Annotated in this window: 15 protein-coding genes; 14 read left to right on the top strand and 1 reads right to left on the bottom strand. The window is 34.5% G+C overall.

Going from position 1 to position 13541, the window contains the following annotated elements; translation table 11 throughout:
* Positions 1 to 238: 238 nt before the first annotated feature.
* Complete coding sequence (locus HNQ90_RS06340) at positions 239 to 637, bottom strand: group III truncated hemoglobin (protein WP_144117037.1); 399 nt, start codon at positions 635 to 637, stop codon at positions 239 to 241.
* 258 nt (positions 638 to 895) lie between these two features.
* Here HNQ90_RS06340 and HNQ90_RS06335 point away from each other — a divergent pair, with 258 nt between their 5' ends.
* The 14 genes from HNQ90_RS06335 to HNQ90_RS06270 all read left to right on the top strand — a co-directional run bounded on the left by HNQ90_RS06335 (position 896) and on the right by HNQ90_RS06270 (position 13380).
* On the top strand, positions 896 to 1663 hold the full coding sequence (locus HNQ90_RS06335) for a Rossmann-like and DUF2520 domain-containing protein (RefSeq protein WP_144117036.1): 768 nt from the start codon (positions 896 to 898) through the stop codon (positions 1661 to 1663).
* Positions 1644 to 2174 (top strand): KdsC family phosphatase, encoded by a 531-nt coding sequence (locus tag HNQ90_RS06330; protein WP_092852426.1) that lies wholly within the window; start codon positions 1644 to 1646, stop codon positions 2172 to 2174. Before HNQ90_RS06335 ends, HNQ90_RS06330 begins: the two co-directional genes overlap by 20 nt.
* A gap of 8 nt (positions 2175 to 2182) precedes the next feature.
* Positions 2183 to 2500 (top strand): hypothetical protein, encoded by a 318-nt coding sequence (locus tag HNQ90_RS06325; protein ID WP_144117035.1) that lies wholly within the window; start codon positions 2183 to 2185, stop codon positions 2498 to 2500.
* 3 nt (positions 2501 to 2503) lie between these two features.
* On the top strand, positions 2504 to 3415 hold the full coding sequence (locus HNQ90_RS06320) for a geranylgeranylglycerol-phosphate geranylgeranyltransferase (RefSeq protein ID WP_144117034.1): 912 nt from the start codon (positions 2504 to 2506) through the stop codon (positions 3413 to 3415).
* Positions 3416 to 3578: 163 nt separating this feature from the next.
* Entirely contained in the window at positions 3579 to 4172 is a 594-nt protein-coding gene (locus tag HNQ90_RS06315) for a Maf-like protein (protein WP_144117033.1), read from the top strand.
* A gap of 18 nt (positions 4173 to 4190) precedes the next feature.
* Positions 4191 to 5153 (top strand): septum formation inhibitor Maf, encoded by a 963-nt coding sequence (locus tag HNQ90_RS06310; RefSeq protein WP_144117032.1) that lies wholly within the window; start codon positions 4191 to 4193, stop codon positions 5151 to 5153.
* Between the two features lie 93 nt (positions 5154 to 5246).
* Positions 5247 to 5795, top strand: coding sequence for a mechanosensitive ion channel domain-containing protein (locus HNQ90_RS06305; protein WP_144117031.1), 549 nt, complete (start codon positions 5247 to 5249; stop codon positions 5793 to 5795).
* Between the two features lie 67 nt (positions 5796 to 5862).
* A complete protein-coding gene (gene corA, locus HNQ90_RS06300) occupies positions 5863 to 6939 on the top strand; it encodes a magnesium/cobalt transporter CorA (protein WP_144117030.1) in 1077 nt (358 codons plus the stop codon).
* 326 nt (positions 6940 to 7265) lie between these two features.
* A complete protein-coding gene (locus HNQ90_RS06295; protein ID WP_144117029.1) occupies positions 7266 to 8009 on the top strand; it encodes a hypothetical protein in 744 nt (247 codons plus the stop codon).
* 136 nt (positions 8010 to 8145) lie between these two features.
* The gene (locus tag HNQ90_RS06290; protein WP_144117028.1) at positions 8146 to 8664 is read left to right on the top strand and encodes a Crp/Fnr family transcriptional regulator; all 519 of its coding nucleotides are present in this window, start codon (positions 8146 to 8148) and stop codon (positions 8662 to 8664) included.
* Positions 8665 to 8750: 86 nt separating this feature from the next.
* Complete coding sequence (locus HNQ90_RS06285) at positions 8751 to 9158, top strand: DoxX family protein (protein WP_144117027.1); 408 nt, start codon at positions 8751 to 8753, stop codon at positions 9156 to 9158.
* Positions 9159 to 9229: 71 nt separating this feature from the next.
* Entirely contained in the window at positions 9230 to 10078 is an 849-nt protein-coding gene (locus tag HNQ90_RS06280; protein ID WP_144117026.1) for a dioxygenase family protein, read from the top strand.
* A gap of 535 nt (positions 10079 to 10613) precedes the next feature.
* Complete coding sequence (locus tag HNQ90_RS06275; RefSeq protein WP_144117025.1) at positions 10614 to 12446, top strand: DEAD/DEAH box helicase; 1833 nt, start codon at positions 10614 to 10616, stop codon at positions 12444 to 12446.
* Positions 12447 to 12603: 157 nt separating this feature from the next.
* On the top strand, positions 12604 to 13380 hold the full coding sequence (locus HNQ90_RS06270; protein WP_144117024.1) for a carboxypeptidase-like regulatory domain-containing protein: 777 nt from the start codon (positions 12604 to 12606) through the stop codon (positions 13378 to 13380).
* Positions 13381 to 13541 lie beyond the last annotated feature (161 nt).

Below are 13541 nucleotides of genomic sequence, written 5' to 3'. Positions count from 1 at the left end.
AAATTTACGGATTAATGTTTATTTGGAAGTGTTAAATTCTTCTAAAAGTTTGAGGAATTGACAATAACAGAAGAAGTTAGATATTGGGCTAAAAACCACTAAAATTTTACAGAGATACTCTTTATTAAAGCTAATGAAAAAGCAATAAAACGCTCTTACAACTTAATCTTATTTTTTTTGAAGTGTAAAAGCTATAGAATTAACTTAATGAATATCGAGACTGGTTAATAGCCTTAACCTACTTTGATCTTGCTTCGAAAATTTTTAAATATAAAAAAGATCCCATTTTGCGCGCACGACGTTTGGCGTTTTCGGTAACTTCGCCTTCAAAGAGTTCTTCTAAGGTTTCGAACCATATGTTTAACCATAGCCCAAAGTGTAATTCGGTAATACTATTGTTATTGTCTTTATCTACTTTTACATGAGCTTGTAGTGGATCGCCATGGTATTTATGCTCGAGCTTACGTGTCATGAACAGGCTGGTTTCCCAAAAGGTGGTTAGTCTTTCTAAATGGGCGTCCCAATCCTTTATAACGTCGTTAAAAAAGGGACCTAAAACATTATGCGCTCTCACTTTTTTATAAAATGAAGTAACTAATAAAGCGACGTCTTCTCGGGTTTGTATATCGGTTTTCATAGTATGGTAAAATTAAGCTATTTTTTTAGGTAGAGTTGATAAAGCTTTAAAATGTTAGATGGATTTATTAACATGAAAAAGCCTTTGAAACTATAAACTACTCTGGCAAACAAGCGCGCAAGGGATAGTAAAGGAAAGCCCACAGCCCGACGTAGGAGGTGCGAGGACTTGTATTGGATAGCCCGACCCTTTTGGGATGCGCCCAAAAATAAATAATTTGGTTGTCTGTTTTTGAGAATTCATTAGTACTTTTGCAACATGATTTCAGTAGTAATTTTAGGTGCTGGCAATGTAGCCACACATTTATTTAAGGGGTTTGAAAAAACCAACGATGTTTCTGTTGTGCAATGGTATAACCGGAATGCGTCTAGTATACAACAGTATAGCCATTTGATTGATGTTACCGATAATTTAGAGGCTTTAAAGGACGCCGATTTATACATTATTGCGGTTAGTGACGATGCTATTTCTGAGCTTTCTAGCAGTTTGCCTTTTAAGGATAAATTGGTGGTTCATACTTCGGGGAGCGTTAGTGTTTACGATTTGGATATGAAACTAAAACGCGGTGTTTTATACCCATTACAGAGTTTTAGTAAGGCAGCTAAATTAGATTTTGCCAATGTGCCAATTTGCATTGAAACGATTGATAAAAAAAGCTATCCGCTACTTAAAAAGGTAGCTGTAAGTTTGGGCAGCCCTACAAAGCGAATAAATAGCGACCAAAGGCGTGTACTACATTTAGCGGCTGTTTTTGTAAATAATTTTACAAACCAACTGTACCGCATTGGGCATGAAATTACCGAAAGCGAAGGTGCCGAATTTGATTTGCTAAAACCGTTAATTAAGGAAACGGCAAATAAAATTGAGGATATGTCGCCGTTTAAAGCGCAAACAGGTCCTGCTAAACGCAACGATAAAAAGACTATAAAAAAGCATTTAAAACAATTAGATAACGAGCACCATAAAGCAGTTTACGAATTGCTTACCGACTCTATAAAACGCACTCATGGAAGAAAAAAGTTATAAGGAATATTTAGAACACATTAGTACATTTATTTTTGATGTTGATGGCGTACTTACCGACGGAACGGTTACCGTAACCTCTACCGGCGAATTGCTAAGAACCATGAACATTAAAGATGGTTTTGCCTTAAAAACGGCTATAGACCAAGGGTTTAATGTGTGTATTATCTCGGGAGGATCTAACGAAGGTGTGCGTATTAGGTTGAGTGGCTTAGGTATTACCGATATTTATTTAGGCGCCCACAATAAAATTGAACAGCTTAATGACTATTTTAGTAAAAAGAATATTAAGGCTGAAAACGTGTTGTATATGGGTGATGATATTCCGGATTACCCTGTAATGGAACTTATTGGTTTACCGTGTTGCCCGCAGGACGCTGTGCCAGAAATTAAAGGCATTTCTAAATACATTTCTCATAAAAAAGGTGGTAAAGGAGCTGTTAGAGATGTTATTGAACAAGTGCTTAAAGTACAAAGTAAATGGAATGGTAATTTTAATGCTAAATATGATTAGTTACAATTTTGGCAAGACAACGAAGAAGACATAGCACTGGTTTTGGTTACATTGGTTTTGGCAACAACCAAAGTGTTTTTAACCAAAATACCACAAAAGCGTTTTCTAGCTTAAAGGAAAAGCTGGATAATGAAACGTTTTTACATCACAACGTTCATTTTCTTCATAAAAAACTTACTAAAGCCGAAAAAGAAGCCATAAAAACACGCATAAGAAAACAAGAAAAAATTAGAACTAAAAAAACCATAGCGCTATTTATTATTCTTGCTATTCCTATTTTCTTTTTCGTGAAATTCTTTTTTGATAAACTCGCATCAAACCTTTAATTTTTGAATGTTTTAAACCTTATACGCTGGAAAAATTTATTGATGATTGCCTTGGTGCAACTCCTCATTAAATATGCGTTTTTGGAACCATTTGGTGTTGAAACCGCTTTAGATGGTTTTGGTATTACTCTTTTAATTATAGCAACAACTTGTATTGCCGCTGCAGGAAATATTATTAACGATATTTACGATGTGGAAACCGATTTGGTTAACAAACCAAACCGCGTTATTATTACCAAGCACATTGCTGAAAAAACAGCCTATACCCTATTTATAATTTTTAATATAATTGGTGTTGGTATTGGCTTTTATTTATCGCATGTTGTAGGTCGTGCTCCGTTTTTTACCATATTCGTACTTATTTCTATATTGCTTTATGTGTATGCTACGTATTTGAAAGGCACACCTCTGTTTGGCAATATTGTTATTTCCTTTTTGGTAGCGTTGAGTATTATTATTGTAGGGATTTTTGAACTAATCCCAGCAATGACCGCCTCCAACCAAAACCTACAAACCGTTTTTTTTAAAGTGATTTTAGACTACGCTATTTTTGCGTTTTCAATAAATTTATTACGCGAAATAGCCAAAGATATTGAGGATATTGATGGCGACTACAAAGCAGGGCTAAACACCTTGCCCATTGCTATTGGCAGAGCACGAGCTAAAAACGTTTTAACAGGACTAAGTTTTCTCCCTTTAATAGCTGTTATTTTTTATGTGGTTTCCGATTTGTACAAACAACCTATTGCTGTTGGCTATTTTTTACTATGTATTGTGGGACCGTTACTATACACATCTATTAAAACCTTTAGTGCTAAAACTAAAAAGGACATGTATCATATTAGCCAAATGTATAAAATTATTATGCTTTTAGGGGTGTTGTCTTTATTACTTTATTTGTTTACCTTAAGCTAGTTATTTAGGCTTAGTGAGTGGCTATTAATTATAAAATTAGGATTTACTAAGTACGTTTAAACCAACCAACCTTTGTTGCAAAAAGATCAATACGACGCCCTGAAAACTGAGACTGTGACTGTGACTGACACTGAGACAAACCGCGACTATAAACAATAAAAATATGTTGAAAGAAAAATTAAAACATCATAGACTAATTTTAGCCTCTGGATCGCCTAGGCGTCAAGAGTTTTTTAAAAATTTAGGTCTCGATTTTGAAATCCAGTTGAAACCTGTAAAAGAAGAATATCCGCCAAGATTAATACATTTTGAAATAAGCAATTACTTAGCACAATTAAAAGCATTAGCCTTTAAAGACAACTTACAACCAAAAGATATTTTAATAACCAGCGATACTATTGTTTGGCACAACAATACAGCCCTTGGAAAACCTCGCGATAGCCAAGAAGCTTTTAACATACTAAAATCGTTAAACAATGCTACGCACGAGGTTATAACATCGGTTTGTTTTACCACGACAAACTACACAAAAACACTATATAGTATTACTAAAGTTACCTTTAAAGAATTAAGTGATGATGAGATTAATTATTACATAAAAAACTACCAACCATTCGATAAAGCTGGTGCTTACGGTATACAAGAATGGATAGGACAAATTGGTGTTACAAAAATTGAAGGCTCGTATTTTAATGTTATGGGTTTACCTGTGCATCTTGTTTACAAAACGTTAAATGCCATTGCAGAAACGACTTAGCATTGTAAATTTACTATTATGAAAAACCTAAAAACATTTAAAACCATTTTAAAAGTTAAAGTTTTAGTTTTAGTTACATTATGCTTTTTCGTTTTATCAAGCTGTAAAAACAATACGCCTAAAAACAACCAGGTGGCGCAACCAAGTAAGGAGGCTGTTGCTCATACTCCTAAGCAAGAGGCCACTAAATTATCTCAAGAATTTAAAGATTATTGGTATGCTGGCGAAGCCGAAATTTCATCATATAAATTGGAACAAGCACGCTATGGCGAGTTACGCCAAGGAACAGCCGTTTTAGTTTTTGTTACCGAAGATTTTCTTCCGGATACCCAAGTAAAAGCAGATAACACCAACCCGAATAATATTCCTGTGCTAAAACTAAATAGCACTAAAAACTTTGTTACCGGAATTTACCCGTATTCTATAATGCAAAGTACCTTTTACCCGGTTGCAAATAATGCCCATGCTACAAAGGTTTCTATTTCTATGCAAGAATGGTGCGGACATGTATACATGCAACTTAACAACCGTTCTGGTTTTGAAATTACGTCGCACTCCTATTTTGATGGCGAAGCAGACCAAAACTTTAAAACTAACAAAGCCATTTTAGAAAACGAACTGTGGACAAAACTGCGTGTTAATCCTAAATCCTTACCCGTTGGCGATTTACAGATTATTCCGTCGTTCGAATATTCAAAATTATACCATACCCAGGTAAAACCTTTTGTTGCCAAAGCGACATTAACAGCAAATAGCTATACTATTACTTACCCAGAATTAAATAGAACCCTAGCTATAACCTTTAATCCAGATTTTCCTTTTGATATTTTAAGTTGGGAAGAAACGCAAAAAAGTGGTTATGGTGAAAACGCTAAGACCTTAACTACTAAAGCTACGAAACTAAACACTATTAAATCGGCTTACTGGAACAAGAAAAGCATAAAAGACGAAGCGTTAAGAACCACTTTAAAATTGGATTAGATTTCTATTAATTATTTTAATTTATTTTAAAATTTACTGAATCTATTTTTTTATTTCGGACGTATATTTGCACAGAATTTTAACTTAAAAACTATGTTTTTTGAAACCTATCAAAAAGAATTTGTAATAACAGGCATTGTCCTGGTTTCGCTTTTATTAGTTAGATATATTACACACGTAACAGTTACTAAAGTTGCCAAGAAAAACGGAATAAACGAAGCTAGAATACGACTTATTAGACGATACATAACGGTTACACTTTTTTTAATTGCAGTTCTTATTGAAGCTTTAGTTTTTGGCACAGAATTTCATGATTTAGCAGTAATTTTTTCTTCTGTATTTGCCGTAATTGGCATCGGTCTTTTTGCTATTTGGTCTATATTAAGTAATATCACTTCAGGTATTATTATGTTTTTTAACTTTCCTTATAAAGTGGGAGATAAAATAGAAATACACGACAAAGATTTCCCAATCACAGCTATTATAGAAGATATTAGAGCGTTTCAACTACATCTTCGAATCGAAAATGGCGATTTAGTGACCTACCCAAACAACCTCATGTTACAAAAAGGAGTAACCCTTATTGAAAAAGATGCTATTGATGATTTTTCAATAGACCATGAAGGCTCAAGTGCCGTGTAAAACCATTTTTTATTTAAAACTACAACCCCAAATAAGAAATGGTAGAATTTAATATCTTTATAGGATTATGAAAAAAGTGGCTAAAAAAATTAGAACACAAATATCCAAGAAAAAAGTTGGACAAGTTCCTGGAAGTATTATTTACACAGGTGAAAAAGCAGATCAAAAATTATTTATTGAGGCTTTCGATTATAATAAAACCAAATGCGAAGTAAAAGAGCTTCAAAACGTTGAAGAATGCTTTTCTTACGAAGAAGGCACCATTACTTGGATAAATATTAATGGCTTAAACCACGTAAATGCCATAGAGCAAATTGGCGAGCATTACGAACTGCACCCATTGGTGCTTGAAGACATTGTAAACATCTCACAGCGACCAAAAATAGACGACTACGACGATTATATTTTTCTAGTATTAAAAATGCTGTATTACGATAAGGACGAAAAAATTGTATCAGAACAAGTTAGTTTTATACTGGGTAAAGACTACGTATTAACTTTTCAGGAAGCCGAAGGCGATGTTTTCGACGAAGTTCGCGAACGCATCACCCAAGCCAAAGGACGTGTGCGCAGTATGCCTGCCGATTATTTGTTGTACGTCCTTATGGATGCGGTTGTCGATCATTATTTTAGTGTTATAGAAGTACTTGGTAATAAAATAGAAGATTTTGAAACACAAATATTTTCAGGTCATGTAAAGGATGATGTAAGTCAAGATATTCAAAATCTTAAACGGGAAATCCTTAGAGTTCGTCGTGCCATTTTTCCGCTTCGCGAAATTATAAATCGTATTGAAAAAACCGACAGCCCACTTATTAATCAAAAAACAATAACCTATTTTAGAGATGTTTACGACCATTTAATTCAGGTTTCAGAAAACATAGACATATACCGCGAAATGATTTGGAGTTTAATGGATATGTACATGACAACCATTAGCAATAAAATGAACGAAGTCATGAAGGTACTTACCATTATGGCGTCTATATTTATACCGCTAACCTTTATTGCAGGTATCTATGGAATGAACTTTGAATACATTCCAGAATTACAATATAAATATTCCTATTTTATTCTTTGGGGTGTTATGATTGTTCTGTTTATAGGCATGCTTATTTATTTTAAACGCAAAAAGTGGTTATAAACTCCCTTTTAAGGTTTATAAAAACCTCATCACAAATATCTTTATGAAACTTTAAAGTTTATTTAAACCAGTTGAAAAAACGGCTTTATTGGTGTAAGAAAATTAATTATATTTACGAGGCACTTATAACACAAAGCATACTACATCCTGACTTAGTTGCGGGGTATGAGTAATAAAAGATGTTATGTAACGAGTTGTGTGCAATTAACCCAAACCAACAAACTTTGAGAAAAAGTCTACTACTTTTATTACTAATAATCATAATTCAATCTTGTCAATCTGACCTTTTGACTGATAACAAATCTCTCATTAAGAAAATCGACAAATTGAATTTTAGAAAAACGACATTTGAAGTTTCAATCGATGATAATGAAAACATTATTGATACAATTTCAATTGTCAAAACTAAAACAGATGATAATGAAAAAACCCTTTACACATTAAAAGAATATTTACCTAAAGTAGATGGACAGCCAATACAACACAGTTATTTTAGGAACGATGAAGATTTATTTTATCAAGAAACTAAAATAAATGAAGAATATAAATCAATCTTTCAAACCTTTGTTAATAAAGACAACGTAATTGTAAACGCACAAATGATAAGTATAGCTTCTGAAAGTCCAAATGACACAATCTCTATGAATTATGACTACAAATATGATAGTGATGGAAAAAAAGAAAGTTTATTTATAACATCTAAAACAGATTCTATTAATTCTCTGAATTATACAGAATATAATAAAAATGGAGAATCCATACTAGGATATTTAATATTTGACAACGACACTTTGCAAAAACGAAAAATGAAATACCTAAATGGAAAAATGATTGAATCAACTTATGAATCGAAAGAGCCATTTAGAATTACAATTTCTACTTTTGATAGTAACGAAAAAATAAAATCTGAAATACTATATTTAAAAATAAATGACACGATAAAAAAAGCATCGGAATCTACTTATGATAATAGTAAATATGATAATACGGAATTGATAATCACGAAAGACTTTCTGTACGACACAATAACGAAAAAGAAAAAAATAACCGCACACTTAAGCCGTATATAAAAAATTGCTAGTTTCAGCTAAACCAGTATTAGTTGTTTTGTATACTAACTGCCCCCACAAAAATCCTCGTACACAAAACTATACTATCCGTATATTTGACCATCCATGGATAATTAAAACCACTGAACCAATTAACATGAAGCACTTCAAATCCACAAAATCTAAAATCCTATCCAAAGGAGACATTCTGCTTAGTCAAGGTGAAATAGCTAAATATGGCTATTTTGTAAAAAGAGGTTGCCTAAAAAGTTATGTAATAGATAGCACAGGAAAAGAGCGGATTATGCAGTTCGCTCCAGAAAAGTGGATGGTTTCAGATTTAGATAGTATAGCCAATAAAGTCCCTTCTATGGTTTTTATAGAAGCCATTGAAGAGTCGGAAGTTTTGTTTTTAAGTAATTCTGATTTTGAAGATATTGATAATTTAGACAAGGATATAATAGTCGAAATGGCTATTAAGTTTCGCAATAACTTAATAGCCTCAAACAAACGTATAATTGGTTTATTAAGCGCCACTTCCGAACAACGATACACCGATTTTATTGAAACCTATCCGTCTTTAGTTAACAGACTTTCTCTTAAATCTATTGCAGCTTATATTGGTGTTACGCCAGAATATTTAAGCGATATTAGAAGGAAAATTGCAAAAAAATAAAAAAACACCATTTCTTAAGATATCTTATTTTTTAAAAGGACCTGTTACCTGAATTTTGCCATTATAATTAAAATCTTAAAAAAATAATGGAAATTCAAAAAAGAAACAAAACAGTACACATCATACTTTGGATTGCACAAGTGCTACTAGCGTTAATGTTTATTATGGCAGGAACAATGAAAGCTTTTCAACCAATTGAAGCCTTAACAGAATCGTTACCTTGGGTTACTACGGTACCAGAAGGCTTAGTGCGATTTATTGGTATAAGTGAATTATTGGGTGGCATAGGTTTAATAATACCATCGGCATTCCGTTTTAAACCATTTTTAACTACTTGGGCAGCCTTAGGTTTAGCTGTTGTTATGGTTTTTGCCGCTATTTTTCATGCCGTAAGAGGTGAGTTTTCGGCAATAGGTGTAAATGCAGTTTTAATGGCTATATTTTTGTTTATTGCTTGGGGAAGAAGCAAAAAAGCGCCTATACAAGCTAAATAAAAATCGTTTACCAACAATTACTATGTGAAACGCGAACAATTTACAACGACAATAATTTATATTTTTTAGCTATGAGTACATTAAGTGGCTTTAAACACTATACAGATACTTTAAAAACCCAAAGTAAGAAAACGCCCGTTTTATTTACCTCTCACGGTAGCCCTTTGGATATTCCGCTTAGCACAAATGAATGTCCGTTTTGGGCCACTTTATCTAATTTGGGCAAAACACTTAGGGCTAAACATGATATAAAAGCCGTTGTTGTAATTTCTGCGCATTGGGAAACCAAAGGAACTTTTGTAAATAGCTCGCTTATACAAAAACAGATTTATGATTATTATGGATTTCCAGAGCATTATTATGATCCAAAATACAACGCCCACGGTGCACCGGAATTAGCAAAAGAATTAAATAAAATAATTCCGGAAATAACCGACACCCAAGATTGGGGTTTAGATCATGGCGCGTGGCCCATGTTAATGCATTTGTTTCCTAAGGCCGATGTTCCTGTGTTTCAATTAAGTTTAGATTACACGGCAACACCACAACAGCATTATAATTTAGGGAAGCAATTACAAGGTTTACGCAAAAAAGGCGTGCTAATTATTGGAAGCGGCGCCCTTATACATAACCTTCCGCTTGCCATGAAGAAATTGCAAACTGGTGATACGAAGATTTATGGATGGGAAGCCGAATACGACTATTGGTTAAAGCAACAAATTGACCATAGAAATTTTAAAAATTTAATACACTATAAAACTAGCCATAGCTTAGGCCATTTGGCATCGCCAACACCAGATCATTTTCTTCCTGTTTTGTATAGTTTAGGTTTAGTAGAACAGGATGAAGACATCACTTATTTTTACGATGGCAGCCCAAATATTCCTGCCTTTAGCGAGCGTAGTTTTATTGTTGGATAGCATAAAAAAAATTCCCTTTTAAGAACGTGCATTAGTAATGGCGGTTTGAGTTTTAATTCAAACCGCTTTTATGTTTAAATGACTTTAATAAAAGCATTTCTAGACATTCAAAAAATACTTTAAAAAAACGTTACTAAAATGCTCGTACTTTCCGTTTTGTTGTTTTATACCTCCATGTGCGTTAACGATTGAACGGCCTGTTTGAAATCCTTTTTGCGAAATTTTAATGCTGATTGTTTAATATAACCCACAACCTTAATTATAACGAGAACACTAGGCCAACGCTGGGTTGCTTCGCAAAAAGATTGAGTAGTGAAAGCGTGTTAAAACGCCCAAAAAGAATTTAATTTCTAGCCTAAAATTGGTAAATTAAAATGGTTTATCGTCAATCAAAAATAATAGTGTATCTTTGCCGACTGAAACTCAAGACGAGTTTTTATTCCTCAGAGTGAGGATGTGTTACTGGAAGTTTAAGTTAAGTATGTCGATTCGCTTCTTTATGTAACACCACATAACAAATCGCATACATAACAAAATGAGCACATTCAAAGATTTAGGTCTTAATGACGACCTATTACAAGCAATTACCGATTTAGGATTCGAAAAACCTAGTGAAGTACAAGAAAAAGCAATCCCAATTTTATTAGAATCTGAAACCGATTTAGTGGCACTAGCCCAAACCGGAACAGGTAAAACGGCTGCCTTTGGTTTCCCTATGTTAGAAAAAATTGATGTTTCTAGCCGCACTACGCAGGGTTTAATTTTATCGCCAACTAGAGAGCTTTGTTTACAAATTACCAACGAAATGAAATTGTATGGTAAATATTGTAAAGGCCTTAATGTAGTTGCCGTTTACGGTGGTTCTAGTATTACGGACCAAGCAAGAGATATTAAACGTGGCGCACAAATTATTGTGGCTACGCCTGGTAGAATGAAAGATATGATTAACCGTCGTTTGGTCGATATTTCTAAAATCCAATATTCGGTTTTAGATGAGGCAGACGAGATGTTAAACATGGGGTTTAAGGAAGATATTACAGATATTTTATCGCACACTCCAGAAGATAAAAACACATGGTTATTTTCTGCAACTATGCCTCGCGAGGTAGCAACAATTGCAAAAAAATTCATGAATAACCCACAGGAAATTACTGTTGGTAAGAAAAATGAAAGTACAAGTAATGTATCGCACGAGTACTATTTAGTAAACGCCAGAGACCGTTACCAAGCTTTAAAACGCTTAAGTGATGCCAATCCAGATATATTTTCGGTAATTTTTTGTAGAACAAAACGTGATACTCAAAAAGTAGCCGAAAACTTAATTGAAGATGGTTATAGCGCTGGTGCTTTACATGGCGATTTAAGCCAGAACCAAAGAGATTTGGTAATGAAATCGTTTAGAAACAAACAAATACAAATGCTTGTGGCAACCGATGTTGCTGCACGTGGTATTGATGTAGATGATATTACACACGTAATTAACTACCAATTACCAGACGAAATTGAAACCTACACACACCGTTCTGGTAGAACAGGTCGTGCCGGAAAAACTGGAGTTTCAATGGTAATAGTTTCTAAAAGTGAGGTTCGTAAAATTAAAAGTATCGAGCGTATTATAAACCAAAAGTTCGATAAAAAGGATATTCCTGATGGCGCCGATATTTGCGAAGTACAATTAATGTCGCTTGCAAATAAAATTCACAATACCGAAATTAACCACGAAATAGATAAGCACTTAACAAGTATTAACGAATTGTTCGCTGATACGGATAAAGATGAATTAATTAAAAAATTCTTCTCTGTAGAGTTTACACGTTTCTATAATTACTACAACAAATCTAAAAACTTAAATATTGCCGAAGGCTCTTTTGATAGTGGACGTGATGGCGGACGCGATTTTAGAGGTGGTAAAAACGACTCTACACGTTACTTTATTAACGTAGGTTCTAAAGATGGTTTCGATTGGATGTCTTTAAAAGATTTCTTAAAAGAGCAATTAGGACTAGGTAGAGACGATGTTTTTAAAGTGGAAACTAAAGAATCTTTTTCTTTCTTTAATACAGAAAATGAAGCTAAAGAGAAAGTATTAGCACATTTTACCGACTTTAAACACGAAGGACGTTTTGTAAATGTTGAAGTTTCTGAAAACCGCGGTGGCGGAAGAGGCGGCGACAGACGCGGTGGCGGAAGACGCGACGGTGGAAAACGAAGAGACGACAGACGTGGTGGCGGAAGACGTGACGACAGAAAAGGCGCTTCTTCTGGAAGCCGAAGTGATAGACGCAGAAGTGAAGGTGGAGATTCAAAACCACGTCGCTCAGACTCTAGCGAATTCGGAAGTTCAAGACCAAGACGTTCTAGACGATAATTTAAAAAACGCTTGATGCTAAGTGTCAAGCTTACCATAAATTTGTTAATCCTAGAAAATTAGGAATTAAACTTTTTTGTTAATTTTAAGTCAAAATAAAACGAAACGGCAATTTATTGCCGTTTTGTTTATTACTTTTGGTAAGCAATTTAGGCCTATGAAAAATTATATCTTACTTTTTACCTTTCTTATAACTTCTGCTATTGGTATAGCACAAGAGCAAGGGAAAGTGTCAGGTGTAATTATTAATTCGGCCGACGATTCTGTTCTAGAAAGCGTTAATATTGTTAACCTAAACCAAGTTATTGGTACCACTACAAATAAGGAAGGTGAATTTGCAATTACTGCAAAAGCTAACGACACCCTACACCTATCCTATTTAGGTTTTAAATCTATAAAAGTGCGTGTAACTAACGACTGGATAAAGTTTGGAAGCTCTAAAATAGCACTTACCGAATTGGCTTTAGCGCTAGAAGAAGTGGTTGTAAACCAACTAAGCCTTACCGGTTATTTAGAAGTCGATATTAAGCAAGTACCAGACATTAACACCAATTATCGCTACAGTATTTCTGGGCTACAAGGCTCTGGTTACGAGGCCAGCAAAAAGTCTGGACTAACCAAGGTTATTGGGTCTATATTTAACCCTGCCGATTTTTTACACCGTATGTTTGGTAAAAAAGAAACAGAACTGCGTAAGCTTAAAAAAATGAAGCAAGACGACGAAATCAGGAACCTTTTGGCCTCTCGTTTCGATCGCGAAATGCTAACCGTTTTACTACAAGTAGAGCGTGTCGATCTAGACGAAATTGTTAGTCAGTGTAACTACTCTAAAGGCTTTATACAAACGGCTAACGATCTACAAATACTAGACGCCATAAGCGAGTGTTACGAAGAGTATAAGCTGCTAAGCCGCGGTCGTAGCAGAAAAATTTAACTTAATTATTTGGGCACTTGCCTGCCGGCAGGCAGGTTACCACACCCTTCGGCTTTGCTCAGGACAGGCGGTCGGGCTTTTCAATACAAGTCCTCGCACCTCCTACGTCGGGCTGTGGGCTTTCCTTTTCAATCCCTAACGCGGGCAAACCTGTTAAGGCA

This window comes from Algibacter amylolyticus, from assembly GCF_014202225.1.
GTDB lineage: Bacteria > Bacteroidota > Bacteroidia > Flavobacteriales > Flavobacteriaceae > Algibacter_B > Algibacter_B amylolyticus.
The sequence above is the reverse complement of the archived record's forward strand: the minus strand, read 5'-3'. Positions and strand labels throughout refer to the sequence as shown.

Coding starts and splice junctions, on each gene's coding strand:
- HNQ90_RS06275 (WP_144117025.1), top strand. CDS start 10,614: ATGAGCACATTCAAAGATTTAGGTCTTAATGACGACCTATTACAAGCA.
- HNQ90_RS06290 (WP_144117028.1), top strand. CDS start 8,146: ATGAAGCACTTCAAATCCACAAAATCTAAAATCCTATCCAAAGGAGAC.
- corA (WP_144117030.1), top strand. CDS start 5,863: ATGAAAAAAGTGGCTAAAAAAATTAGAACACAAATATCCAAGAAAAAA.
- HNQ90_RS06310 (WP_144117032.1), top strand. CDS start 4,191: ATGAAAAACCTAAAAACATTTAAAACCATTTTAAAAGTTAAAGTTTTA.
- HNQ90_RS06270 (WP_144117024.1), top strand. CDS start 12,604: ATGAAAAATTATATCTTACTTTTTACCTTTCTTATAACTTCTGCTATT.
- HNQ90_RS06305 (WP_144117031.1), top strand. CDS start 5,247: ATGTTTTTTGAAACCTATCAAAAAGAATTTGTAATAACAGGCATTGTC.
- HNQ90_RS06285 (WP_144117027.1), top strand. CDS start 8,751: ATGGAAATTCAAAAAAGAAACAAAACAGTACACATCATACTTTGGATT.
- HNQ90_RS06340 (WP_144117037.1), bottom strand. CDS start 637: ATGAAAACCGATATACAAACCCGAGAAGACGTCGCTTTATTAGTTACT.
- HNQ90_RS06280 (WP_144117026.1), top strand. CDS start 9,230: ATGAGTACATTAAGTGGCTTTAAACACTATACAGATACTTTAAAAACC.
- HNQ90_RS06330 (WP_092852426.1), top strand. CDS start 1,644: ATGGAAGAAAAAAGTTATAAGGAATATTTAGAACACATTAGTACATTT.
- HNQ90_RS06335 (WP_144117036.1), top strand. CDS start 896: ATGATTTCAGTAGTAATTTTAGGTGCTGGCAATGTAGCCACACATTTA.
- HNQ90_RS06315 (WP_144117033.1), top strand. CDS start 3,579: ATGTTGAAAGAAAAATTAAAACATCATAGACTAATTTTAGCCTCTGGA.